Origin of the sequence: Acinetobacter bohemicus ANC 3994, assembly GCF_000367925.1 — a bacterium.
GTDB lineage: Bacteria > Pseudomonadota > Gammaproteobacteria > Pseudomonadales > Moraxellaceae > Acinetobacter > Acinetobacter bohemicus.
This window is the reverse complement of sequence record NZ_KB849164.1, coordinates 553,044-579,265: the sequence shown is the minus strand read 5'-3', so window position 1 is coordinate 579,265 and position 26,222 is coordinate 553,044. Positions and strand designations below refer to the sequence as shown.

General features: G+C 37.5%; 30 protein-coding genes. 27 read left to right on the top strand and 3 right to left on the bottom strand.

The genetic code is table 11. From position 1 onward, the window contains the following. The first annotated feature begins 98 nt into the window (after positions 1 to 98). Both F994_RS02665 and F994_RS02660 read left to right on the top strand, forming a co-directional pair. Positions 99 to 1,010, top strand: a complete 912-nt coding sequence (locus F994_RS02665) for an endonuclease/exonuclease/phosphatase family protein (protein ID WP_004648508.1) — start codon at positions 99 to 101, stop codon at positions 1,008 to 1,010. Then, positions 1,011 to 1,448 (top strand): hypothetical protein, encoded by a 438-nt coding sequence (locus tag F994_RS02660; RefSeq protein WP_004648507.1) that lies wholly within the window; start codon positions 1,011 to 1,013, stop codon positions 1,446 to 1,448. It begins immediately after the preceding gene. A gap of 518 nt (positions 1,449 to 1,966) precedes the next feature. Here F994_RS02660 and F994_RS02655 read toward each other — a convergent pair. Together F994_RS02655 and F994_RS02650 are read right to left on the bottom strand one after the other, a co-directional pair. Beyond that, positions 1,967 to 3,028, bottom strand: a complete 1,062-nt coding sequence (locus F994_RS02655) for a phage portal protein (protein WP_004648506.1) — start codon at positions 3,026 to 3,028, stop codon at positions 1,967 to 1,969. Next, positions 3,025 to 4,806 (bottom strand): terminase large subunit domain-containing protein, encoded by a 1,782-nt coding sequence (locus F994_RS02650; RefSeq protein ID WP_004648505.1) that lies wholly within the window; start codon positions 4,804 to 4,806, stop codon positions 3,025 to 3,027. Before F994_RS02650 ends, F994_RS02655 begins: the two co-directional genes overlap by 4 nt. A 138-nt stretch (positions 4,807 to 4,944) precedes the next feature. Between F994_RS02650 and F994_RS02645 the strand changes: the two genes are divergently transcribed. The 25 genes from F994_RS02645 to F994_RS02535 all read left to right on the top strand — a co-directional run bounded on the left by F994_RS02645 (position 4,945) and on the right by F994_RS02535 (position 23,213). Next, positions 4,945 to 5,841 carry a GPO family capsid scaffolding protein gene (locus tag F994_RS02645; protein ID WP_004648504.1) on the top strand — a complete coding sequence of 299 codons (897 nt, stop codon included), beginning with the start codon at positions 4,945 to 4,947 and terminating at the stop codon, positions 5,839 to 5,841. Between the two features lie 18 nt (positions 5,842 to 5,859). Then, entirely contained in the window at positions 5,860 to 6,888 is a 1,029-nt protein-coding gene (locus F994_RS02640; protein WP_004648503.1) for a phage major capsid protein, P2 family, read from the top strand. After that, complete coding sequence (gene gpM / locus F994_RS02635) at positions 6,888 to 7,733, top strand: phage terminase small subunit (protein ID WP_004648502.1); 846 nt, start codon at positions 6,888 to 6,890, stop codon at positions 7,731 to 7,733. The genes F994_RS02640 and gpM overlap by 1 nt, the downstream gene beginning before the upstream one ends. Before the next feature lie 5 nt (positions 7,734 to 7,738). After that, a complete protein-coding gene (locus F994_RS02630; RefSeq protein WP_004648501.1) occupies positions 7,739 to 8,137 on the top strand; it encodes a head completion/stabilization protein in 399 nt (132 codons plus the stop codon). Further along, positions 8,134 to 8,337: a tail protein X gene (locus F994_RS02625; protein ID WP_004648499.1), complete on the top strand. Its 204-nt coding sequence runs from the start codon at positions 8,134 to 8,136 to the stop codon at positions 8,335 to 8,337. Before F994_RS02630 ends, F994_RS02625 begins: the two co-directional genes overlap by 4 nt. Before the next feature lie 11 nt (positions 8,338 to 8,348). Then, positions 8,349 to 8,720, top strand: a complete 372-nt coding sequence (locus F994_RS02620) for a hypothetical protein (RefSeq protein WP_004648498.1) — start codon at positions 8,349 to 8,351, stop codon at positions 8,718 to 8,720. A 10-nt stretch (positions 8,721 to 8,730) separates the two neighbouring features. Further along, positions 8,731 to 9,321, top strand: a complete 591-nt coding sequence (locus F994_RS02615) for an N-acetylmuramidase family protein (RefSeq protein ID WP_004648497.1) — start codon at positions 8,731 to 8,733, stop codon at positions 9,319 to 9,321. A 3-nt stretch (positions 9,322 to 9,324) separates the two neighbouring features. After that, positions 9,325 to 9,720: a phage tail protein gene (locus F994_RS02610; RefSeq protein ID WP_004648496.1), complete on the top strand. Its 396-nt coding sequence runs from the start codon at positions 9,325 to 9,327 to the stop codon at positions 9,718 to 9,720. Next, positions 9,720 to 10,160 carry a phage virion morphogenesis protein gene (locus F994_RS02605; protein WP_004648495.1) on the top strand — a complete coding sequence of 147 codons (441 nt, stop codon included), beginning with the start codon at positions 9,720 to 9,722 and terminating at the stop codon, positions 10,158 to 10,160. The genes F994_RS02610 and F994_RS02605 overlap by 1 nt, the downstream gene beginning before the upstream one ends. Before the next feature lie 74 nt (positions 10,161 to 10,234). After that, a complete protein-coding gene (locus F994_RS02600; RefSeq protein WP_004648494.1) occupies positions 10,235 to 11,770 on the top strand; it encodes a putative phage abortive infection protein in 1,536 nt (511 codons plus the stop codon). 313 nt (positions 11,771 to 12,083) lie between these two features. Beyond that, positions 12,084 to 12,197 carry a Com family DNA-binding transcriptional regulator gene (locus F994_RS18010; RefSeq protein ID WP_081399729.1) on the top strand — a complete coding sequence of 38 codons (114 nt, stop codon included), beginning with the start codon at positions 12,084 to 12,086 and terminating at the stop codon, positions 12,195 to 12,197. Positions 12,198 to 12,240: 43 nt separating this feature from the next. Beyond that, a complete protein-coding gene (locus F994_RS02595; protein WP_004648493.1) occupies positions 12,241 to 13,077 on the top strand; it encodes a DNA adenine methylase in 837 nt (278 codons plus the stop codon). An 83-nt stretch (positions 13,078 to 13,160) separates the two neighbouring features. Next, positions 13,161 to 13,679, top strand: a complete 519-nt coding sequence (locus F994_RS02590; protein WP_228128023.1) for a phage baseplate assembly protein V — start codon at positions 13,161 to 13,163, stop codon at positions 13,677 to 13,679. After that, complete coding sequence (locus F994_RS02585; protein ID WP_004648491.1) at positions 13,676 to 14,041, top strand: GPW/gp25 family protein; 366 nt, start codon at positions 13,676 to 13,678, stop codon at positions 14,039 to 14,041. Before F994_RS02590 ends, F994_RS02585 begins: the two co-directional genes overlap by 4 nt. Further along, a complete protein-coding gene (locus F994_RS02580) occupies positions 14,038 to 14,937 on the top strand; it encodes a baseplate assembly protein (protein WP_004648490.1) in 900 nt (299 codons plus the stop codon). Before F994_RS02585 ends, F994_RS02580 begins: the two co-directional genes overlap by 4 nt. Further along, a complete protein-coding gene (locus F994_RS02575; protein ID WP_004648488.1) occupies positions 14,930 to 15,454 on the top strand; it encodes a phage tail protein I in 525 nt (174 codons plus the stop codon). Before F994_RS02580 ends, F994_RS02575 begins: the two co-directional genes overlap by 8 nt. A 10-nt stretch (positions 15,455 to 15,464) precedes the next feature. Next, on the top strand, positions 15,465 to 16,442 hold the full coding sequence (locus tag F994_RS16950) for a phage tail-collar fiber domain-containing protein (protein ID WP_004648487.1): 978 nt from the start codon (positions 15,465 to 15,467) through the stop codon (positions 16,440 to 16,442). Between the two features lie 112 nt (positions 16,443 to 16,554). Then, entirely contained in the window at positions 16,555 to 17,583 is a 1,029-nt protein-coding gene (locus F994_RS02565) for a phage tail sheath protein (RefSeq protein WP_004648486.1), read from the top strand. A gap of 5 nt (positions 17,584 to 17,588) precedes the next feature. Beyond that, complete coding sequence (locus tag F994_RS02560; protein ID WP_004648485.1) at positions 17,589 to 18,212, top strand: phage tail sheath subtilisin-like domain-containing protein; 624 nt, start codon at positions 17,589 to 17,591, stop codon at positions 18,210 to 18,212. 3 nt (positions 18,213 to 18,215) lie between these two features. Then, positions 18,216 to 18,722 carry a phage major tail tube protein gene (locus F994_RS02555; RefSeq protein WP_004648483.1) on the top strand — a complete coding sequence of 169 codons (507 nt, stop codon included), beginning with the start codon at positions 18,216 to 18,218 and terminating at the stop codon, positions 18,720 to 18,722. 44 nt (positions 18,723 to 18,766) lie between these two features. After that, positions 18,767 to 19,111 (top strand): phage tail assembly protein, encoded by a 345-nt coding sequence (locus F994_RS02550; RefSeq protein WP_004648482.1) that lies wholly within the window; start codon positions 18,767 to 18,769, stop codon positions 19,109 to 19,111. Further along, positions 19,042 to 19,227: a GpE family phage tail protein gene (locus F994_RS17975; protein WP_322740050.1), complete on the top strand. Its 186-nt coding sequence runs from the start codon at positions 19,042 to 19,044 to the stop codon at positions 19,225 to 19,227. The genes F994_RS02550 and F994_RS17975 overlap by 70 nt, the downstream gene beginning before the upstream one ends. Before the next feature lie 16 nt (positions 19,228 to 19,243). After that, positions 19,244 to 21,787: a phage tail tape measure protein gene (locus F994_RS02545; protein ID WP_004648481.1), complete on the top strand. Its 2,544-nt coding sequence runs from the start codon at positions 19,244 to 19,246 to the stop codon at positions 21,785 to 21,787. Between the two features lie 14 nt (positions 21,788 to 21,801). Continuing rightward, complete coding sequence (locus tag F994_RS02540) at positions 21,802 to 22,230, top strand: phage tail protein (protein ID WP_004648480.1); 429 nt, start codon at positions 21,802 to 21,804, stop codon at positions 22,228 to 22,230. Continuing rightward, entirely contained in the window at positions 22,227 to 23,213 is a 987-nt protein-coding gene (locus tag F994_RS02535) for a contractile injection system protein, VgrG/Pvc8 family (protein WP_004648478.1), read from the top strand. The genes F994_RS02540 and F994_RS02535 overlap by 4 nt, the downstream gene beginning before the upstream one ends. A 4-nt stretch (positions 23,214 to 23,217) precedes the next feature. Here the strand turns inward: F994_RS02535 and F994_RS16945 are convergent, their stop codons facing one another. Beyond that, the gene (locus F994_RS16945; protein ID WP_004648477.1) at positions 23,218 to 25,968 is read right to left on the bottom strand and encodes an SIR2 family protein; all 2,751 of its coding nucleotides are present in this window, start codon (positions 25,966 to 25,968) and stop codon (positions 23,218 to 23,220) included. Positions 25,969 to 26,222: the final 254 nt, after the last annotated feature.

The window sequence follows — 26,222 nt, the reverse complement described above, 5'->3', positions numbered from 1 at the left end:
TGTATTATGTTAATTTTAGATTTATTTAACTTTACCTTACTATTTTTTCTATAATGCTCAGGTTATAAAAATCATCTTCTAAAATTTTGGATTTTTGAATGGAAAATACTGATTTAAATATAATTATATGGAATGCAAAAATCAGTGCATCTAGATCCGAATTTAGTCTTAATAATTGGAAATTATGTAAAAGATTTATCCTGAGTTTAATAAAGCAAAATATTGATTTATTAGGATTAATCGAAATAAATGAAGAATCTGTTTTATATTTGAAAAAAATATTTGAACGTTTTAATGTTCCTTACGAAGTAGCCAATGGAACACAAACTCGTCACAATACTAGATTCGATACTTGTGTGATTTATAGAAAAGATAAATTCACACTTATTCAAACACCCTATCAACAAGACTGTGAAAATACAGATACTTTCATTCATGGCAAACAAGCTAAAGGCGGTCAAAAATATGATTTTTTTGATTCTTTAAAAAAACAATTTCTGAGTTTAGTACTTGTACATTGGCCAAGTATGTTAACACCAGAAATCCATAAAGTAAGGCATGACGTGGCTCAAAATCTGAGATTTCATATTGATCAATGGTTAATCAAAAATAGTAATATAATTATTGCTGGAGACTTTAATACTGAGCCTTTTTGCCCTAGTCTAACAGATCATTTATACAGCTTTAGAGAACCTCTTTCTCCGAGTAGAAGTAAGAACGGGTTCGAATTTCTTTATAATCCTTCGTGGAGTTTTTTGAATGTTCCACCACCAGTAATTAATCCATTCAACTATAATATTTTAGGAACGTATTTTCTTCCCAAAAAGAGGCACCAACATTGGTTTAATTTAGACCAAGTTATGTTCTCTAAGAACTTAATTGAAGGAAGTTCTGGCTGGAAATATTCTGAAAATACTTTAAAGATACTTGGCATGTTTGATATCACTGATCAAAAAGAACGTTGGTCTGATCATTTGCCCATACAATTTAATCTTACATGGAGAACATAAATGAGCCACTTTAACTTCGAAGAAAGTATCTCCATTGGTATTGAACGAGCAGATATTGCCGAAGCTAATAAAAATGAAATAACTGAAATTTTTAATGATTTTTCACAAGCTTTTCAGAAAGCTTCTAATAATAAAATTCATGCCACAATAAAGTCAAAACAGAGAAAAATATATGAAGGAAATAATGCTCTTTTAGCAGCAGCATCAAGGTTCAATTTTAAGTATGAATCCTTTAATGCTCTTGTTCTTTCTAATGGATCAAAAGATTATACAATCGCCGAAATTATAGAAAATGAAGATGGTTATCCTTTAAGAATTAAAGTAGAGGATTATACTTCTTCATATTCTGATAAGGATAGCTTAGTGGTAGGATTATCTAAGTTGGTTGCTAGAACAGAAGTAGGAAAATACTTTAAATTGCTTCTTAATGATGAATAGAGATTTTCATGAGCAGCCCCATTTAACATAATGGTGCTTATACGAAATTCTTTTGGAAATAGTTTTAAATTTCAAAAAGTTATGCTATAAAAAACTGGGACGAAAAACCTAAAAAACCGACTTGGAAACAAGTCGGCTTTTTTATGTACAACTCTGGAAGATATAGCCAATGGAATTGATTAATATTTAATCAATTTGAAGCTTTTGTCCATGTTATCAATTCATTCACTGCTCAAATTATCCCCAATTTCTGCGGATAAACCTTGGGGTAAAATTTAAGCACTTATGTACGCTTAAGCGCACAACAATTCCCGCCCTTTACGGCTATACGATCGCACACTTATTTCCTATCATGGGGACATAGAGAGCAGGATGCTCCAGATAAGAATAACAAGATCAGATACAAGGAATGTGAGGTACGACAGGAGTTATACCTAAACATCAAATACGAAAAACCCCGACAGGATGTCGGGGTTTTTTTATGCAAAAATAGTTTTATAAAGTATGAATAGTTTTAACTATTCACTAGTGGATAAAAGCTCATAATTTTTAAACTTTATCACTTCCACACCCAATCGTTCATTGACCTGTTTAAGTAAGTTTTGATAAAAAACAATTTCATTGTAATAAAAAACTTTTGCAGCCTTTTCAATATCACCAAACCCACCTGCATTTTGTGGTACTACACCGATGAGCTGCGGTGGTATACGATGCCCTGCAAGTTGGTCATCACGACTGGCTATTTTAATATTATAAAATTCATCCTTGGCAGCGACTTCAGCCAATGGAATGACTTTAACTCCGTCTTTCGTTCCTCCGGGTGTATAGACCAATAAATTTTTAAAATTGCCTGCCCCCTTTGAGTTTTCAAGAGAATCTTCTAAATCATCGACATCTTGCTGACTTTGTAATGCATCAGTCATGTGTAGAATAAAACCTGCATGTGCTCCATTTTTATAATATCGACGACGAAATAAAGTAGCTGCTTCATTGAGTAAAATTGCATTTACACTACTCAAATAATTAGGTATGCCGTAAATTTCCTGTCCAATATCTGTTTCAAAAATATGGATCATATCTTGAGGTTCAAATTTATGGTTATTGATCTGGTCATAGCCCAACTGATAATAACTTGATAAGTCCAATGCCCTTCGCATGTTCAGTGCTGGTCTAGATCCAAGCCCAACAACACCACCAAAACGGTTACGTTTCACATGCACATAACAATTGGCAAAAGTTAAAAGATTCAGAGCTAATGCATTAAATTCATGGCGACTTAACAACGGATGAGGAATGTAATCACTGGTTAGAATGTTGCGTTTCACAATTAAAGCACTGGTGTGATGACTGGTCGCTCGGAACAATTTTGCCGTGGCCAACATATCGTAGGGCAATTCATACCAGTCTAACCATTTCGGACAATAGCCATATTCAAACAAGGCATGGCCATCCAGTACCGGTTCTGCTTCCCCAAAATTTCTACAAATAATTTTACTGATTGGAGCAGCTGCAGCCAGTTCTTGTTTTTGCAACAAACCAAACCGATCCAATTGCTGATGTAGCATTGATTTTATATTCATGATTTAAATACTCTGATTCGGCTACGTGCTGCGCCTTGTTGAGATGGATCTGTAATGTCGACAATCGGTGCTTTTTCTAAACCATTCATAATTGCCCAAGCTATATCACCATGCCCATTTTCTGCAGAGCGACTGGTGACTAAGGTTTTGTTCCCCCCACCACTGGTCATGGCTTTTTTAATGGAAAGGAAGGCTTTTGCTACAGTCGTTAAACCAGCATCAAAATTTAATCGTCGTTTTTGAAATAATTCTTTGGCTCTGAGTCCCATACGAATTTTTAATTCGGGGTTATAGTTCAGTCTGGTTAAAGCAGGGAAAAATTTAGATACATATTCAGAAACAGCAAGACCATTACCAGTGTTGTCAATTCCAATGAAAGTGACGTTATAGCGTCCACAAACCTTTTTAATATATAAAGATTGCTCTTGAGCTGTTTGTCCTTTGAATTGTTTTACTTCAAGTACTCGATAAGGCGACAATGATGTTGGTGGTGGCGCAATAACGGCAAGTGCAGCATTGTCACCTGTGAAAGATGGATCATAGCCAATCCATACTTCGCCTTGATAATGTGGCGTTTCATTGGGGTTAAAATCGTTCCAGATTTCCCATGAATCCACCATATTGGGGATGATGTCTTTCAGTGGAAAATAAGAACCTGAATCATCGATAAAATCACAATCAAATAAATTGGCATATTCCTCATCGCCATATTCTGCAAGTAAGTCATCCCGATCAAATAAATCACAGCCTTTGGCTTCAGCAGCATCTAAGGTCACAATTTGACGAGTCTTTCTATCAGCACATTTAACAGGCATTTTTAATGCGACTTTGCTGACATCAATTTCAATCGGTAATTTACGTTTACTATCTGTACCCGTCCAGAATGCATAGGCTTCATGCAAAATACTGGAAGGTGTCGACATATAAATTTGCTTATACATTTTCTGCGATGCCATTGCAGAAGCGACTTTTTTGAACTTTAAAAAACTACGAATCCAAAAGAACTCATCCATGATGACATCACCATGACGGCCTTGAGCTGTTAAAGCATTTGTCCCTAAATAATATAAACTCGCTTGTCCATTTGGTCCGTTGACAACAATGGGATCTCCTGTCAGTTCAACTCCTATCACTTCTAAACAAAAGGCTTTAATATATTCAATAAATTGAAAGGCTTGCGCTCTTGAAGCGGACATAAAGATTTTATTTTTACCCGTTTTAAGTAAATCAATAAAAGCCCATAGCGCAATAATATAGGTCGCCCCGATTTGGCGTGATTTCAATAAAATAAAAATCCGTGACCATGAAATAGCATCCATCCATTCTTGTTGATATAAGAATAAAAAGTCTGAAAATGCCTGTTCAAGTAAGACTAAATCTTCTTCGGTAATTTGGTTTTTAAGCTTTCTCTTTTTCGGCTTATTGTTGCGGTTTTCTAGTTTTGGATTGAGATCCGCTTGAGTCCCCCCTTGGCGGTATCTTTCAATTTTCGCCCATCGTTCAAATTGAACACCAATAAAATCCATTTCTTTGTAATTGGCATTGCTCTTATTTTCAATAAAAGTCAGTGCTAAATATCGGACTTTAAGTCCAAGCGTTACATCATCAAATAGATCGGCTTTTTCCCACCCATCACGCTGTTTCCAACTTTCGACGGTCGCTCGATTTTCTTCAATTTGCTTGGCAATTTCAGACACAGTCATACCCATCGCAAACAGGATTCGTCCATGTTGTCGGGGATTTAAATTTTCAAAAGTAAGCGGATGCGATGTATTCATGCGCCTAATGTAGCCCTAAGCATTCATTTTCCACGAATAGAAAAATCCTGATTAAGCGTTAAACAGGATTCTGGTCGTTGCGACACATATCCATTCACAAGCAGACTGCATACATCAGAAACATAGATGGAAATTTAAATGGGATTAGCAGGAGAAGGACGTGTAGAAAAACGCTTCCGCGTTGCCCGCGAAGGTCAAACCGTGGATGGACGTGAATTGACTGGACAAGAAATTCAGCAGATGGGTTCAAGCTATAGTCTAGAAAAATATGGTGCACGAATTAATCTTGAGCATTTTTCAGGATGGTCACCTGAACCACCATTCAATGCATATGGCGACATCATCAAAGTTGAAGCTGTAGAAGAAGATGGTAAATGGTCACTTTATAACACCCTTTCTGCTCTGCCTAATTTTGTGGCCATGAATAAAAATGGACAAAAAATTTATCCATCAATTGAGTTTTACCGCAACTTTGCAGGGACTGGCATTGCCTATCAAGTTGGACTTGGTTTAACCGATACCCCTGCTTCACTCGGCACTGAACCTATTAAATTTTCAGTCAACCAATTTGCATTACGAACTCAACCCAACTCGGAGATTTATATGTCACTGACAGCTCCAACTGAACAAAACAATTCAGTTCCAAATGATCAAAAAGGATTTTTTGAGCAATTAAAAACTATGCTTTCACCGAGCCAACCCAAGCCTGCAGCACAGCCCGATGATTTTCAGGCTGTGGTGACTCAAGGTTTAGTGACGGCCTTGAATGGTATTGCAGCTTTGAATGAAAAATTTAACACATTAAGTTCAGCACCTGCAGCGACAACACCACCAGTGAACCCACCTGCATCTGCACCAGTTACGCAAAATACTGAACAGCCAACAACAGCACCGCAAGATACTTTGAGTCAAGCACTCGCACCCATTTTGCAATCCATTCAAAGCTTACAAACCCAGTTCAGCCAACTCTCAACGACTCCAGTCAATAATCCACCAGCAGCTGCAGGCGGTGATGCTGACCGTGTTGATTATTAATTAAGGAATTTAACCATCATGTCAGTCGTTCTTAGTACCATCGCACGTACAAAATTATCTGCTTATATGGCCGACATTGCTCGTGCCAATCAGGTTGAAGATGTCAAACATAGCTTTGCCGTTCAGCCTGTACCTGAACAAAAAATCATTGCTGCTTATCAAGAGTCTGCGGACTTTTTAAAGCAAATTAATGTTTATCCTGTCGATAATGCCACAGGTCAAAAAATTGGCTTACTCATCGGCACCACAATCGCAGGTACCACAGATACGCGTGTCAAAGCACGTGCACCAACCGCAGTTGGTGCATTAGATTTACTGGATGAATATAACTGTACCCAAACCAATTATGACGTTGCTTATTATTGGTCATTGTTAAACGCTTGGAAGCATCATCCAGACTTCAAAGCCAAGCTTCAAGCAATGGTCATCAATGCCGTTGCACTGGATAAGCTGTGTATTGGATGGAATGGTGTCTATCGCGCAGCGACTTCAGATCGCGTGGCCAACCCTCTTTTACAAGATGTCAAAAAAGGTTGGTTGCAAAAAATTCGTGAAATTGCACCTGAGCAACATTACGAAGGGATCGATGACGGTACAGGCAAACTGGTCACCAAAATTGGCGCAGGCAATGAGTTTAAAACGCTTGATGGTCTAGTTGAATATGCAGTTGAAGAATATATTGCCGTACAACACCGTGAAAGTGGCTTAGTCGCCATTTGTGGCCGTGGCGTGTTGAGTGATAAATACTTACCATTGCTGAATACCATTCAAGATCCGACAGAACAATTGGCAGCACGTACCATTTACGCCAATAAGCAGCTTGGAACTTTACCTGCGCTGCATGTTCCCAACTTCCCTGCAAAAACAATTCTGATTACTCATCCAAAAAACCTGTCGATTTACCTTCAGTCAGGCACTTTGGTGCGTTCTATTGCAGAACAGCCTGAGTGGGATCGTGCAGTCGACTTTCAGTCAGTGAATGAAGACTTTGTAGTTGAAGACTATACCAAGTGTGTGCTCATCGAAAATATTGAGGTACAAGCCTAATGTCGATAAATTCAATGCGTGAGCATCGTGAAAAAATGCTCGCAATCAAAGCACAAAAAATGGCGCAAAACCCAGATCCACGTTTACGAAAAAAAGCAGTGATTATGGGTGTTGATCCTGAAAGTACTGTTTTAAAAGCCAATACTGATTCGGCTACACCTACTGCCAATATTGAACTTCGCCTGTTCAATCACATGAGCCAATTAAAAGACACCAAATCGACTCAGGAAAAAATTGCCAAGAAAAAAGAATGGCTACCTGAATATTTTGGGTATATCGATGGCTGTTTAGCCGTTTCCCCTGCTGCACAAAATATGACGCTTGTGACGTTAATGGTGTGGGCAGTGGATGCAGGTGAATATGAACTCGCTGTGCGAATTGCTGAATTTGCCATTCTCAATGACATGGTCATGCCTGAAGGACACATCCGTGGTATTGCGGAATTTGTTACCGAGCAATGCGCTATAGATTTTTGTGATGATTTAGACCTTGCCATTGCCCATGCTGAATTGATTAAAAAAATCATTGAGCTGGGTGTCGGTGAACAAATGGTCGATCAGGCTCGTGCCAAAATTTATCGTGCGCTAGGTGATGCATTAAAAGATGCTCAACCGATTGAAGCACAGAATGCTTATAAAAATGCCTTGCGACTCGATAGTAAAGTGGGCTGTAAAAAAGACCTTACAACCCTTGAAAAACTATTGACGAAGCAAACAACCGAGTCGTCTCCCGACGCCACTGTCGGCTCGCAGGCTGATTCACCTGATGCTTCGGCAGCAGCTGTGTCAGTTCCTGCGTCCACCGACTCTAATGCGCCTACAGACACAAGTACGGCTACGGAGTAACGGTCATGCTTCTAAATGCACCGCTACCTGATCGTGTGGTTCAAAATCCTGAACCAGAACGTCCAAATGTCAGCATTAAGGATTTATTGGGAACGGTGCGTTTAGATCAATCCAAAGGTGAGGATCTTTTAGCAGAAAAGATCCTCACCGCAATCGATGACATCAATACTCAAGTTATGTTGCTCAAAATCGAAACTGATACACAGATTCGCAAATATAAACGTGCAGTTTGCTATGAAGCTGCTGCACTGATTTGTGAAGATAATTTAGATTTTGATACCACAACAAACGGTCAATCACGTGGCGAAAATCAACAAGCAAAAATGCAGTCGTTACGTCGCGTTGTCAATCATATGATTGCTGATTTGACGAATCGCAGACGTAATCGGATCAAACTGGTATGAGTACTGTCAATGCCATACAGGGCGATACTTTAGATGCCATTGCATACCGTTATTTCAAAGACAATTCAGTGCAAATTTTGGCTGCATTGATTGAATTAAATCCAGAGTTGCATGGAACATTTTTAGATGAGCATCAAACCGTTATTTTGCCTGAAGTGACTCAAATGCAAAGTACTCCCTCATTAAAACTGTGGGATTAAAGGGGAACCCAATGAATGATCCTATTTCAATTAAAGGATTACCGTGGCTTTTAAAAATTATTGCCGCAATTATGGGCGCAATTTTAGCGCTGATTTTAAGCGGTGATATCGATCCACAAGGTCGAATCAAAATTACCGTCGGTGTGATTTTAAAATTCGCAATTAGTGTGGCCATCAGCTTATATGGCGGATCTGCTTTTATTGAATATTACCAACTCACCCATTATTCAATGCAGTCACAAGGTTTTGTGATGCTTATTTTTGCTGTGTTTGGCATGCTGTTAATTGGTATTTGGTATCAATCGATGCAGTTATGGAAAGGTAAAACAGTGAGTGAAATTATTGCTGAAGTAAAAGCAGCTTTCATTGCCATGTTTAAATAGGAATAGAGAAATGTCAAAACAGCTCACTATTGAACAAATACAGCAACAAGCGGAAGAACTGGGTATTGCTCCTGCTGCCCTTCAAGCCATTCATGAAGTGGAATGTCGGGGTTCAGGATTTAATCCAGATAATACACCTGTGATTTTGTTTGAACGTCATGTCATGCGAGAGCGTTTAATTGCCAATAAATTTTTTAGCATTGCCGAAAAAATGGAAATTAAGCGCCCTGACCTTTGTAATAAATCATCTGGTGCTTATGGCTTATATTCAGCTCAACATGGTCGATTAGCAGTTGCTGCTGAATATCATCGTGAAATTGCGCTTGAATCTTGTTCATGGGGTATTGGTCAAGTGATGGGTTATCACTGGAAATCTCTTGGCTATCCATCCCTACAAGCATTCATCAATGCAATGTATAAAGATGAAGCCTCACAGCTTGAGGCAATGTGCCGATATATCAAGGTAAATAACCTTGTGAATGCGCTTAAAAATAGTGACTGGAAAGCCTTTGCATTGGGCTACAACGGCAAAGCTTATGCAAAAAATAAATATGACATCAAATTAGCAAATGCATATAAAAAATTTGCTGAAGGATCATAAACCATGCAAGCCTTAATTCCGTTAAAGCCCTATTTACAAGCAAAACTGCCCTTTATGACAGCAGATAAATGTCATCTGTTTATCGTGAATGGGACTCAAGCAAAGGGCTATATGGAATATACAGCTCGGTTGTTATTTCTGGATTATCGTGGTGACCCGATTGAAGTCATTATGCAGATTCGTGAATGGCTCAAGTCCAAAAACCTGCATTTAGATGTAACTGGTAATGACGTTCAAATTTCATTTAGCTCTGAAATTGTTGATGCCAATACCTTTGATCTAGAAATTGATTTTCCACAGCGCGATAAAATCGTGATGGATCAAAATGGGTACCATGTTTGTCCAGAATTGGTCTGGAGCGATATATTTGATAAATTTGTACCTGCAGGAACTGAATAATGGATGCTTATGCAGGTTTAGACCATTGGCTTGATCAGATTGCGCTGCGCCTTGAACCAACCCAGCGACGAGAACTGATGCGTCGCTTGGCTCAAGGTTTAAGAGTACGCAATCGGGATCGAATCAAGCAGCAACGAGATCCAGATGGGCATCGTTTTATTCCACGTAAACGTAATCAAATTGGAAATAAAAAGCGTCAAGGTGCTTTATTTCAAAACATCGGTAAACAAATAAAAACCGAATATTCTGCCAATCATGCTGCAGTCGGTTTTGGTGGACGGACGGCTGTTGTCGCTGAAGTACACCAACAAGGTAAAACCATTAAGCCTAGTCGCTATGCAAAAGCCACCAATTATCCAATTCGCGCATTGGTCGGTTTTAGTCAAGATGATGAAAAATGGATACAGAATGAGATTTTTAATTTTTTATTAAAAATATAGAGCTTTTTAATTAATAGATTTTTTCTAAAAGCAGGCATATAATTCTCACAAATTTATAACTTTCAAATATTTAAATGACATCTCAGATCAATAACACACCTAATCCAGATAAAGAAGAAAAAGACGAAATTAATAGACTTGAAATGCTAATGACAATATCTACAAATATTGCAGCTTTTTTTTTCCTATTAATTTTCTCTTTATACTTTATAAATTTTGGTTTAGGTAGTTTTGATTTTTCACAAAATAAAAGTGAATGGGGAGCATTCGGAGATTTTATTGGGGGAATATTAAATCCTACGATTGCAGCTTTTGCTTTATTTTGGTTAATTACTTCTGTCAATCTCCAAATTAAAGAGCTCAGAAAGACGAATGAAGCTTTAGCAAAAACTGTTGAAACAGCAGAAAAACAACAAAATCAAACATCAATTCAAAATTTTGAAAGTTTATTCTTCCAATTATTAAAAACAAAAAATGACTCTTTAGATGACATTGAATATAAAAGACAAGATAACAATGAACAGGGCCAACCAATCAATATAATTGAGTTAAAATCTGTTGATGCTATTAAACAACATATTATAGATTTTAAAAATGACCCTAGAGGAGATTGGCTTAAGTATTACGAAGAAAAAATGCTCGATTATACTGGGAGTTACTTCCGAATTTGTTATCAAATCGTAAAACTAATTGATAACAATGAAACATTAGTAGCTTCTATTCCAAAAGAAAAGGATAAATCTATCATTTATTCTGCTGAACAAAAAAAATATTTTGATATTTTTAGAGCCACATTAACGAAACATGAAATTGAAGCTTTCTTTTTTAATTGCCTAAATCAATACGGAAATAAAAAATTCAAAAAATTGATTGAAAAATATGGCTTATTTGAACCTCTACCTATTGACAATGATCGTAAAAGTGAGAGAAATCATCGCCTTACAAGGTATGCATATCAGTATGAATCAATAGTTTTTGAAGAAAATTCCTATTGGAAAAATTATTTTAGTGAAATTAGTAAAATAGATATTACAATTAGTTTAGAAGACTTAGAATCTACTTTTGAAAAATTAATATCTACAAGCATCATTAACCAATCAATCATTCACGGATTAAATATAGGGCACTTTGAAGAAACTTCTGGATTTTGTTATCAGTTCAATGGACATATAAATAGTAAAGATATTTACAATATATTTTCAGAAGAAAATTTAAATAAAATTAAAAATAGTCCTACATTCATCAATCCAAAATCAGAAATAAGCAACAAACAGGAAAATATAAAAAGTATTGATCTATTAATTCAAGAATGTATTACATGGTTTAATAAGAATGGTATAAAAAATTATGATGAAAAAATTGCTGAAATTGGTTACCCAAGTGATAGACAGTCAATTAAAAAACTAAATCAAATTAAAGAAACTCGTAGAACTGAAATTAATAACTATAAGAATATAATTATAATTTTAGATCAAAAGCTTATTTCAATCCAAGAATCAGATGCAACTCTTACAGCATTTATATTAATAAAATATGGAATTTCGTATACAGAATATTCTGAGTATATTAAATCAAAACAATCTCTTAACACTCTAGTTCAACAAAATTAATTTTATCAAATCATCCACTTGGTGGTTGAAATTATTGTCTTATTTATGAAAAATCTGTAGACAAACCGCTGATTTGGCGGTTTTTTTACATTTCAAGCTTTGAATTACCACTGTTATCACAAATTAGAAAGAACATCAGCTTCTCCATATAGATATTTATATTAAGAATATCCCTATTCAATTTGGCACCTTAAGCTTTGATTATTTCATATATACAAAATTCCTAATTAAGCCTTAAACAGGATTGCATACCTCGCATCTTTAAAGAAATTTGTTCATGATTTCTCGCTCTAACTTTTAATTCTAAATAAGAATGATTGAACTTAGATGTAAATGCGGAAAATTACTGTGCCGCATAGAAAAACTCACAGTAAAACTTGAAATAAAATGCCCTCGATGTCGAGTGCTCAATCATTGGAACGCCTAGAGCGTCAGGTTAGATAGCCCAGAGCTACCAACGGAGTCGACATATGTCCCCGAAAACTAACCCTAACACCTTAACAAAACCCACTTATAATGCTTCTGGCCGTTCTTTTTCAGGTTGGTTGGGTGGTAAATCTCAACTGGCACGTACCATCATCGATATGATGCCCGAACATAAGCACTACTGCGAAGTATTTGGCGGTGCAGGTTGGGTCTTATTTAAAAAATCAACGTCTACACTTGAAACCATCAATGATGTAAATGGGGATTTAATTAATCTGTATCGTGTTTTTAAATACCATCCTGAAGCCTTAGAAAAAGAGTTTGAAACACAACTGATCAGCCGTGAAGAATTTGAACGCTTAAAAGCTGAGAAGAATACTTCACTGACCGACATTCAACGCGCAGCGCGTTTTTATTATTTACTTCGTACCTGCTTTGGGGCAAAAGTTTCCGAACCGAACTTCTTTTCTCATGTTGAACGTCAACCGCATTTAAAATTGGGTGATGACTTAAAGACAGTACTTTCCGCAATCCATCAACGTCTACAGAGAGTAAATATTGAAAATCGCAACTATGACGTTTTGATTCAAAAAATGGATCGTGAGGACACCTTATTCTATCTAGATCCACCCTATTACAACTGTGAAAAATACTATGGCAAAGATATTTTTAGCCGTGATGATTTTATTAAATTGCGTGAATTACTGAAAAATATTAAAGGTAAATTTATTTTAAGCCTGAATGATATACCTGAGGTGCGCGAGTTATTTGATGGTTTTTATTTTCACACCAAACAAATCCGTTGGTCATTAAACAGCAAAGCTCATGATGAAAATAATGGTAAAGAACTGATCATCACCAATTACCAAATTCCTGATTAAGCGTTAAACAGGATTCAAGTCCTCGCACTTTAAAATCAAATTGCCCATGATTTCGGTCATGGGCAATTTACGTTTATATGAGCATGACTAATCAACTTTTACGACAATTTCAAAACCTTTCTAGCATCGGTACCGTGATCGCTATCGATGCTTCAGCGTGGAAAATTCGCCTAAAAATTGATGAAAATGAAACGGATTGGATACCCATTCCAACGATGGCTGCAGGTGTCGTCAAAATTTGGCGATGCCCATCGTTAGGAGAACAATTTTCTGTTTCAGCACAAGGTGGTGAGCTCACCAGTGCAGTACCTCAAATCAGCCTTTTTTCTGATGCATTCCCTCCCCCAAGTACCGATCCGAATGAAGTTTTTGTCCAAATCGGTGAGCATTTTTTTAGCGTCAATATTGAATCTGGTGAAGCCCTGTTCAAATTAAACAAATGCACCTTCGATGTGCCTGAAACAGTTTTTACTGGCACTGTGCATGCTGAAAAAGCCATTTCATCGGCTGAAGATATCAAAGCCAAAACCATTAGCCTTGTCGAACATGGGCATTTAAATGTTCAAAATGGAAATGGCGTTTCAGGAGCACCAAAACCATGAAAGGAATGTCACGGCTCACAGGAAAAACCATTCGTGATGATGGGCAATTGCCTGCCCACCTTCAGCAATCACTGCATGACATTTTAAGCACCCTCATTGGTACCCGAATATGCCGACGACATTACGGCTCACTTTTACCGCATTTAATTGATCAGCCCTGCAATGACATCACCAAATTGAAAATTATGAATGGTTCTGCCACAGCCATTATTCGCTTTGAACCTCGTCTTAAAATCAAACAGGTTCAGGTCCGCAGCGCAGACCGTCAGAATGCTTGGGATGTCACCCTCATCGGCACTTATTCGCAATATAACCAAGATCAAACTTTCAAACAGAGCTATACATTTGGAGCAGCTGCATGAGCACCATAAACCGAGTTGATTTATCTTCATTACCTTTTCCAAATGTACTGCAACAACTCGATTTTGAAGCAGAACTTTTAGCGTGTAAGCAAGAGTTAATTTCAAGAGATCCTGAGCTGTTAGATGCTTTAAATTTTGAAAGTGAACCTTTGGTTAAATTACTAGAAACCTTTGCCTATCGTTTTCTTTTAAAGACCGGACAAATAAATGCAACTGCCAAAGCATTGATGCTGGCCTATGCAACAAAATCCGATTTAGATCACTTAGCTGCCAATCGCGATGTGTACCGAAAAACCATTATTGCTGCACAGCCCAATGCCAATCCTCCAATTGAAGCAGTGATGGAATCAGATGAAGATTTACGTCGACGCGTACATTTACAACCAGAAAGCATGTCCGCAGGTTCAATCGGTGCATATCAGTTTTGGGGTTTAAGTGCGCATGGCCATGTCAAAGATATTTCAGTCGAAACGCCTGAAGAAGGTCATGTCAATATTTGGGTGCAAAGCCATGTTGATGCGATTGCCCCACAAACTTTACTGGATATTGTCGATGTCACTTTAGATCCAGATACCAGACGACCATTTACCGATCAGGTTCATGTCAAAGCTGCGACCGTTGAAGAATGGCAACTCAATGCCACACTGGTCCTTTTCCCCGGTCCCGACTCTGCTGTGGTCAAAGCTACTGCTGAAGCGGACGTAAATTTATACATCGAAAAAATATCATCATTGGGCTATGACGTGACACGTAGCGGACTTTTTCGATCATTGCATCAGGGCGGTGTTCAAAATGTGATTTTAAATAGTCCTACCACGGATATTGTCCTACCAAAAAGCCGTTACTCCAAGTGTATAGCTATTAATATCAATATTGTGGAGTTTACAGATGTCTAATCTTCTTCCACGAAATGCCACTAAACTAGAAAAAAATATTGAGCAACTTGGTGAAAAAATTTCCCTTATTCGAGTGCCGTTTGTTGATCTACACAGTATTGATCGTTGTCCTGTGCTTCATTTGCCTTGGCTTGCATGGGAACACCGGGTCGAATATTGGCAACCCGATTGGAATGAACAAGACAAGCGAAATGCCATCCGTGAAAGTGAGTCTTTCAATGCTGGGCGCGGCACACAATCATCCATCTCCAGTCTTATTGGTACCGTAGTCGATCATTATCAATTAAAAGCATGGTATGAGTTTAATCCACCACAAAAGCCATTCACTTTTGTGGTCATCGTTAGCCCACAATACCTCCTCTCAATTGAACAACTGCTGCAAGTTCATACCGCCATTGATGCGACCAAATCAGCCCGAGATAACTATTCAATTTCAGCCAAAGTAAAAACAACCTGTGATTTTTACCTCACAGGTTCAGTCACATCTGGCACAAAAATTCATTTAGAAAGTCTTTAAAGAGAAAAATATGTCCGCAAAATATTACGTCACACTCACCAATTATGGTGCTGAACTTGTTGCTGCAGCACACGATCTGCAATCCATCACATTGACTGAAATGGTGATTGGTGAGGCAAACGGTGTGCCCTACCAACCAATTGACCATACAGACTTAACCCAGCTCGTTCATCAAACTGCGGCTGTCGAAGTCCGTGAAGTTAAAGTTGAAAATAATAGTGCCACTGTTTCAGCAATTATTCCTGCCCATGTCGGGGGCTTTAATATCCATGAACTCGGCTTAAAAGATGCTTCAGGCAAACTGGTCTACATCGGCAATTATCATGGTGCATATAAACCGATTATTGCTGAAGGTGGCGGTGGTGAACTTGAGTTAGTAATCGATATTAAAGGTACAGCAGGTGCTCAAGCACTGATTGAAATCAATCCACTGATTATTTCTGCAAGTAAAACATGGGTATTGGAAAAATTTAATGAACTAATGGAAGCCATCAACAATAAAGAAGACGTTAAAGTCGGTGATTTGTTCATCACGACCTCTAATTTTGCTGATTCTACAGCTGTTACAGCGCATAAAAAATATGGCGTATGGGAAAAATTTGGTGATGGCCATGCCCTTGTTGCACGTGCCTCTGCTACTAATGAACTCGCGCCAGAGTTCATGAAAACCATTGGCGACTCTGATGGTGAATATGAACATCAAATAACAAAAGCTGAAATGCCAGAACATGATCATATTGATGAGGGTTCACCTTACAATAAACTTGTGGCTTCATTAGGGGACATTACACCAAGTGATGGCGATGGCATGAGCGGTACAAATCCTGCAGGAGCAGCCTCACCCCATTACAACAATAGCTACATTCAAACTTCGGATATTACTGCTGCACAATTTACCAAGATGAAGATTAAAAAAAATGGCAGTAGTCAAGCCCATAACAACATTCAACCCTCTATCATCGTTGACGTATGGAAACGAACCGCATAATCATTTTTTGTAAAATCCTGATTAAGCGTTAAACAGGATTCTGCTCATAGAATATTAAATCTCCTCCATTCATGATGACTTCAAAAGCACAACCACTTTTGGAGTCATAACAATGGCTGAATTTCATCACGGTATTACAGGCCGAGAAACAGCTTCAGGAAAAATCCCAATTCGCGATGCAGCCACAGCTGTAATTGCCATGCTTGCTTTTGCAGATGATGCGGATGAAGAAACATTTCCACTTAACACCCCTGTCCTAGTCACCTCAATTAATCGTGTTTTACCTAAAGCCGGTACAACTGGAAATCTGCGTAAAAACCTTGAAATCATTTCTCAAATCACTTCACCGACCTTGGTGGTGATTCGGATTGAGCATCCTCTAGGAGCAGTTTTAAATCAATCTCTGGTGATTGGCACTACAGAGGAAACAGGTCAGCGAACTGGGTTACAAGCATTACTGACCGTTAAATCAGTGCTCGGCCTGACACCGAAAATCATTTGTGTTCCTGATGTTGAAACGATTGATATCGCCAATGCCATCGGTACGATTTGCAAAAAGCTACGCGCTTATTCATACATCACACCACGCAATCGTGACGGTGTCATTTTAGAGACAGCTTATGCAGTCGTGAATTTCCGTAATATGCTGGCATTTCGTGAAGTTGAACTGATCTGGCCTGAATGGACAAGCGGCAATGTCTTCTTAGGCAGTACTGATTCAGACCTAGATTTTAATGAAATTTCAATTCAATCACTTCCACTCAATCATTCAGTTTCACTGACTTATGATCTTTATCGTAATGGTGAAAAATTAGAGTCTAATCAAACGATCGTCATTCAAGAACCAAACAATACCACTGATACTTTCATAGACAGTATTAGCGATATTTTGGACGCATATCCTGATATTACTGTGAATCACGGTGGTGGCGGTATCGCACATTTCTTTAGACCCACCCAATATACGATTCGAGGCAATGCGGGTGATTTAGAAAAAGATACTGTCCGTTTTGTGTTTAAACAAAATTCATCAGAAGAAAATGACCTCTTTCCTATGCTCCGAGATCGTTATAGCGGACTGCCTTTTACCAGTCCGTTGGAATTAATTACCTTGGGCAAAACCATGTATGAAGGAGTCTAAACATCATGACCTTAAAATATGGAACAGGCATTTTTACCGCTGCCGTCGCAGCTGCTGCATTACGTACTGAAACGGATCAGAAAGTCGGATGGCATAAATCACTGTCTAATATTCCTGTGACGGGTCCAACAGGAATCAGCCAACCGATCACATGGGATTTAGAAGATCCTGACACCGATGCAGGTTATTTAAATAGCCATGACATCACCACCATGATTCAGCATGTAGGATTTCGTTTTTGGGGTAATCGTAACTGTTCTGATGACATTCGCTTTTCTTTTGAAGTGGCAACACGTACAGCTCAGTTTTTATTAGACACCATCATTAATGGCTGTTTCCCCTTCGTCGACCAACCACTTACCCCTTTCTTGGCCAAAGACATTATTGACTCAATCAATGCCAAATTACGTGAGCATGTCGATGCCAAGCATTTAATTGGCGCATCCGTCTGGTATGACCAAGCCGAAAATTCAGTTGAGCAATTATCACAAGGTTTGATGTGGATTGATTATGACTACACCCCTGTCCCTACGCTTGAAAATTTGGGGCTAAACCAACGTATTACCGACCGTTATTTAGTTGACTTCGCTCAACTGATCAATGGCGCAAATACCACTGAAGGAATCTAAGTCATGCTTCCACGTACACTCAAAAACTTTAATGTATTTGTGAATACATATTCATGGGCAGGTGTCGCTGAAAGCGTCACCATTCCCAAAATCACCAAGAAGACTGAAGACTATCGTGGCGCAGGGATGATTGGTGATATCGCACTGGCGATGGGCTATGAAAAGCTTGAAGGTGAAGTCACTTATGCAGGTTTTGATGTCAAACAGTACCGTCAGCTTGGTGTCTGCGGTACTTCAGATTTACCTGTTCGTTATGTCGGTGTCTACGAACGTCAGGACAATTGCACCACTCAAACAGTAGAAATTTATACCCGTGGCCAAGCCCTCGAACTTGATCCGGGTGATTCCAAAAACGGTGAAAAAACCGAAATCAAAATGTCTTACAACTACACCTATTTCCGCATGGAGGTGGATGGTGTAGTTGAAGTTGAACTGGACTTTATCAATGGTACCGAGCGTTTTGGCTCAACCGATATCGCTGAAGAAATTAAAAAATTACTTGGTCTGTAAAGATCAGGTAATCCCTTACCCTATTTTTTAAATGAGTATTAAAAATGTCTAAAGTTACTGATGAACAAAGTAAAAACCTTGAAACAATTACAGATCCAAATCTACGCGTGGTGATTTTAGAAAATCCTATTCTGCGTGGTGATCAGTCAATTTCTCACATCGAAATCCGAAAACCCAACGTAGGAACGCTGCGTAATCTCAGCCTTCAAGATGTTTTGAAGTGGGATATCAATGCGACCAATACCGTACTTTCACGAGTGACCTCTCCAACATTAAACCCTGCCGAACTCAACAATATGGATGTATCTGATTACACCTCATTGGCAGTGGAACTGACCAATTTTTTAGTCAGTGCGAAAGCCAAATCCCAAGCAGCGTTGATGACGTAATTGCCAACCTTGCTGTGGTTTTTCACTGGGCACCGAAAGATTGCGAATCTTGGGAAATTGAAGAACTCATGCAATGGAATGAACGTGCGAGAGTGCGTTCAGAAGTAAGTAAATAAAAGGTCAGAATTGAAAATGAGTAATCTAAGTTTAAGTGCGATTTTAAAAATTGTGGATGAAGCATCTAAGCCTCTCAAGCTGATTCGCCAACAAACTGATGCTAGTTCAGATTCAATTGAAGACCTTACGCGCAGTATCGACCGCTTAAATCGAACTTTAGGCGGTTCAAATACCCAACGCTATAACCAGTCATTAAACCAAACTGAGAAATCCTCTCGTGCAGTACGTTTAGCGACACGCATGATGGCAACTGAATATGGTCATGTAGATCATGCTTTGACTGCGTTGCTGCACAAAACCGACCAATGGAATACAAAACTTTCTCAAAACCGCCAAGCGATGCGTCAGGAATTTAAAAGCCTAGCTGTTGGTAGTGTGGTCGCAGGTGCAGGTTTATATAAATTCTTTCAGCCAGCCATTGATTTTGAAAAACAAATGAGTGGTGTACAGGCTGTACTTGATTTAGAAAAACACAGTGCTGCCATGAAAATGCTTGAAGCAGATGCTCGAAAATGGGGTGCAGCTTCATCATTTAGCCCTAAAGAGGCAGCAGAAGCACAATTTAATTTAGGCTCAGGTGGCTTTAATCCGAGTCAAATTCGTGATGCTTTGGGGGGAACATTACAACTGGCTGAAGCAGGTAAAGTTGAACTGGCTGAAGCTGCACAAATTGCCATTGGTACCTTGAATGGTTTTGGTCTGGCAGCCAAAGAAATTAACCGGGTCAATGATGTTTTTCTTCAATCCACCAACGCCACTGCAACCAGTGTCCAAGGGCTTGGCGAAACCATGAAATATGTAGCACCTGTTGCGAAACAATATGGTGCAAGTATTGAAGAAACCACAGCGATGGCAGGCTTACTCGGCAATAATAATATTCTCGACACACAGGCAGGTACATCCCTTCGCGGCATTATGCTTCGTTTGGCTTCACCACCCAAAGCAGCAAGGGCAGCATTAGAAGAACTTAATGTCACTACGGTCGACACAAAAGGTAATCTGCGATCAATGGCAGATATTTTAGATGATGTTCGTAAATCCACCAAAGGAATGGGATCACAAAAACGACTTGAACTTATCTCTGATATTTCAGGCGTAGAAGCCGCTTCAGCAATGGCGGTGTTGGTCGATCAAACAGCCGTACTGGATGAAAATTCAGGCAAAGTGGTCAATAAAATTAAACAACTGACCAGTGAATTAGAAAATTCTGAAGGTGCAGCTGCACGTGCTGCGGCAATTTTAAAAGACAACCTCGCAGGCGACATTGAAAATATGGGTGGTGCTTGGCAAGACTTCAGTATTTCGATCCAAAAAGTGTTGGGTAATGATATGCGGAATTTTATTCAGCAAATCACTGCCATCATTGAACGTGTTAAAAACTGGGTCGATGCCAATCCTGAACTGGTTCGTACATTAGCCAAAATTGCGATGCAGCTCCTTCTGTTTAAAGTTGCCTTACTTGGGGTTCGATATACCACTAACCTTTTCTTTGGGGCAATCGTCAGCGTTATTGCCAGTATTACCAAACTCACCATTTTACTTTGGATTGTCAAAAAAATTGCCAATCGTTTGGGAATCGGTTTACCGAGCCGTATTAACCTGATTAGCAAAGCAGTGGGATTATTAAGTCGGGCATTTATGTTCCTCGCACGACAGGCTATTCCATTGCTCATCCGAGGCATTTTAACCATGAGTGCTGCCCTACTAACCAATCCACTGACTTGGATCATCGTACTGATTGGTGCAGTCGCGCTTGCGATTTATCGATATTGGGGTCCAATCAAAGTATTCTTTCAAGGGTTCTGGTCAGGGCTTCAAATGGGCCTATCCCCTTTGATTGATACCCTGCGTACCTCATTTAACAGCTTAAAAACTACACTTGCACCATTAAAACCAATATGGGATGGCCTAGTCACTGTTTGGGGCATTTTCAAAGGCGTTTTGGCTGAAGCGCTGACACCATTTCAAGCCACCAATCAACAATTAGCCAATGCCACTTCTTATGGTCAAACCTTCGGTCAGGCGCTGGGAATCATTCTGGGCGTATTGGGTGAAGTCATTGTTACTCTGGTCAAATTCGGTGCCACCATTTTTACTGTTGTTGGTACAGCAATTGGGGTGTTTTTTGGTTGGATATCTTTAATTCCAGAACGTGTAAGTTCTGCATTCAGCTCTGTTAAAGCCAGTGTCATGGAAGCAGGGGCAGCATTTATCAATTACCTCCTTACCCCATTAAGACAGGTGATCGGTGCAGTTAATTTGCTAATTACAGGAATGAATAAAATTCCGAACGTCAATATTCCTAAAATTCCGCAAATCCCTCAAGTCAGTGCAACAGGAACATCTGTTCCAACCAAAGTGGTACAAACCAAAGCGATTATTCCGCTGCGAGCACCTCAATCTGGGCAAACTGTTAATCACTTTGGCGCACCGCAAATTAGTATCACAGGCGTAACAGATCCGAAGGCTGTCGGTGTCGTGATTGACCAGAAAATGAAGCAATGGCAAAGCAGTTTTGCGGCACCATCTTCAAACCGCAGCTACAGTGACAAGGACTGAACAGGAGAATTGTTATGTTAATGAGTCTTGGACAATTTATTTTTAAGACCAGTACGTTGGCATTTCAGGAAATTCAACGGCAACGTGCGTGGAATTATGCAGATAATGCTGTCGCTTTTGGTCGTCCCAAAAAACAATTTACAGGTGCAGGTGCAGACACCATCACTTTACCCGGTCTCATTTATGAAGAGTATGGATTCGGTACACGTTTTGCTTTGGATGAATTGGCAAGTATGGCAGATACAGGTCAAGGCTATGTGTTGATGGATGGCTCTGGGTATTTATACGGTGTCTTTGTCATCGATAGCATTGACGAAACCAAATCCATTTTGATGGATAACGGTGTACCAAGAAAAATTGATTACACCCTTAAATTATCCCGTACCGATGATGAACGTATTGAGAATCAAGCTGCACCTGAAATGATGGATGATTCAGTATGATTAAAACGCCAGTTTGCATTATCACCGCCAACAATAAACCTTTAAATACGCTTATTTCTAGTCGCATTATTAGTGTCACTGTGACTGATAATCGCGCCAATGAAGCAGATGAACTGAGTATTGTTTTAGATGACTCCGACGGTGCTTTAGAGTTACCCAAACGTGGCGTAAAGCTAAATTGCAAGATGGGTTTTTTAGGTGAAGATATTCATGATAAAGGCGACTTTGTTGTGGATGAAACGGAATGGTCAGGTACACCCGATCTTATTACTGTGAAAGCCTCCAGCGCCAATTTCAAAAGTAAAATTAAGGAAGCAAAATCGAAGTCTTATCACCGTAAAAAATTTGGTGAAATAGCCTCTGAAGTTGCTAAAAATCATGAGCTAACTTTGGTCATGACTGCTGACTTAAAAGCCATAAATTTAGCCCATGTTGACCAAACCAATGAATCAGATCTCAATCTATTACAACGCCTAGCCAAACAAAATGGTGCTGAAATGGCTGTGAAAAAAGACCGCTTACTTATATTCAAAGCAGGTTCTGCAAAAACGGCTTCAGGCAAGAATTTACCTGCCATCACATTAACCAGAAAAGATGGTGATCAATTTCGTTATAGCGAACAGGATCGTGAATCTGACCATACTGGCGTATCAGCCAGTTATCAGGACACAGGCAAAGCTAAACGTGAAAAGTCTATTGCAGGTGAAAAAGGCAAAGTTAAGCATCTGAAGGGAACTTTTGCCAATAAAGAAGAAGCTGAACGTGCAAGTAAAGCGAAAATGGCAGAAATTAAAAGGCAGATGGCAAAATTCAGTATTACCACGGCTTATGGCATACCTGAAATAAGTACTGAGTCACCAGTGAAGCTACAGGGCTTTAAAGCGGAAGTGGACAAGCTGAAATGGATTGTTGAAAAAGCCACTCATAGTTTTACTAAAAGTGGCGGATTGACGACTCAATTAGACTTAGAGGCAAACATTTAATAATTTATGCGATATAAACTTTTGATTCATTTTTACCTATATTGTCAAAAAACTTTATAATATCCTCTTTTAAAATATCATTAATTGCAGGCCACTCACTTAACTCATAATAAACTGAGTAATCTGCCTTAATCATATCTTTCATATGGTGAAGAGCTTCATTATTTTTACCTAACAAAGAGTTAGCACAAACCAAAATACGTTTATTATCACTATATTTTGAAATTACTCCTTCCAAAAAAGTTTTCTCTTTTTGGTCTAATGCTCCATTAATATATTTTTTTGCGATTAAGGCATTTATCTCTATGACTATTTTCTGTTTAATTGGTAAATTATCAATCTCATTTTTTTTATCATTAATAAATACTAATACACCATCATAATCTTTATTTAGCAGCATTTCATATACATAAACAATATAGTCACTTCCCTCCATTTGCTCTTCCGAAAAATATTTTTGTAAATAATCCAAAGAGACTGAATAATTTCCATTAGAATTTTCTATTTCGGATAAACAATAAGAATAATCTGAAGGACTTAATCTCCCTTTATTGCTTTTTATATATAAACTTAATTTTGAATTAACATCTCTATCCCTAACTATTGAGAATTGTTTGCAAATTTCTCTCACAAAACCAATACTGCTAGCTATATTTAATATACTATTTAAATTATTCTTTAAAGGCCCTAACTCATAGTTTTTAGAAATATTATATTTTGCACATTCCAACAAAAACTCTGTATTACCTTCTTTCAAATTATCATCTTTTAAATTATTAAAAAAAATATTAATTTCATTAAAGTCTAAAGTATTATAATTTTTAACATTTTCTAAATCATCTTTTGTGTATTTAACAACCTCATTAAATAATTGCGCAATCATACTTGTAATTTTCTTTGCATTATTTTTGGAAACATTATTTTTTATACCATCAATTTCACTTAAAAAATTCTTTAAGAGTGACATATCTTTCTTGTATAGAATAAAGTTAATTCTCAACTTTATAGACTCTAAATTATACTTATTAATATTGTAGACCTTATCCAATAATTTTTCGATTTCAGTATCAATCTTTTCTTCTTTTTCTTGTCTTGATTTATGTAATCTTTCTCCCTTTAACTCTTTACTTTTTTTCAATTTTAGATAATTAAACTTATATCTATAAGCATCATTATCTAAACTTGAATCAATATCTAAACTTTGATTAATTAAAGCCTCACATTTTTCAAAAGAAATATTAAGTTCTCCTTCGTACTCCTCATGATAATTTAAAAACATACTAATAATTGAATTTTTAATACTTACACTATAGCTTATTTTTTCATTGACATTATTTAAATAAGATACTTTATCTTTAATATCATTAATAAACACTAATCTCCAAAGATGATATTTAATATTAAAATCATCTTTTTCAATTAAATTATCAATTAACTTTAAGGCTAAATCTTTTTTATCGAGAATTTTTAGAATCCTTATTTTTAACATATAATAATTTTCTATTAACTCTTCATCATTTTCTTCTAAAAGTTTTTCATCAACTTGTTCTAAAGCATGATTTGAATCACCTTTTTTTATTAAATTTTCAATTGTTAATAAGCTTTTCAATTGTTCTGAAGACAAATTACTACTTTTACTCTCATTTAATTGTCTAATTAATTCTGATAAATCTTGATTACTTTTAGTAGTGGATATTTCTTCTATAAAATCAGATATCCACTTATTTTTATGTTCAGAATTATTATAATCTTGAACAAACTTAGTAATACAACTTTCTCTTTTACTTTCAAAAGGGTTATCAATTAAACTTGGTTTAATATTTGCAACATTACAAAATTCAGTAAATAGTTCATCAAATCCATCAATTTGCACACAATAAACTTTATCCTTCCATAAGATTTTTCTTACTTCATGACTAATCTCATCTTCAGCTCTGAAGCACCAATATAATCCGTTTTTTAGATAGTCTTCTTGCTGAAGTAGATAATTAATTACATCCAAAATTGATCTATCTTGACCAGAATAACCAACAACAATTAATCCATTATCTTTAGTGAACTCAATAAATTTTTGTTTAATATTTTGTTCAAGAGACTCTGTCTCTTTAATAGTATTTTTGATATCATCAAAAAGATAATCACCATGTAACTTAATGATTTTTGGTCTTTTAGCTACAACTGAAATACTACTTACTGCTGAGTCATGTGCACAGAGTAGAGGGCGAGTATTTGAAAACTGGTAAAATGCCTCATTGATCAAATCATCAAAATTTGTAGTAAAGATTGTGTTAAAAAAATTATTATTTATTAATGTAATTAAAAATAAATAACCTATCGATGGTAAATGACCATCAACCAAATCTTCAACAAATCTTCGACGCTGAACTGGCAAATCAAATTTTCGTTCAAAAAGGGATGAGTATTCATTCTGTGGATTATACCAAACACCATGCTTTTTAATTAAATAGTCTATAGCTCTCTCTCTAGCTTTTTCTTCACGCTCCTCCAAATCATATTTATCTAAATCAGTATAATAATCCAGGCCATCTTTTTCATAGGTATCTTTCCGCCATTCATTTACTAAATTTCCACCCGTTTTAATACCTGATGCAACAGATGCTCCTGCTCCTAGAAAAATACTATAATTAGGATGAGAGGGAGGCGTTTTTCCAACATAGTCAACTAGATCCTTCACCGTTCTTACTTTATTTTGCAACTCACCCTCTATGAGGTCTTTAAATTTTATAGTTAACATTTTTTTCTCATTAAGAATTATAAACTTAAATATATTATAACAACTCAAAGAGAAATCAACTTAACAAAGTTAATATTAGACCAAAGAGATAATTATTTATATATCAAAACCCTCTCACTAAGAGCTTTCTAAATTAATTTATGAAATTATCGTTGAATTTTTAATGAGCATAATCCAGATAAACAAGTATCCATAGTAATCTGATAACTATCGACGACCTGCGGTTCAATTTCGCCATTTGTGGTAATTTCATC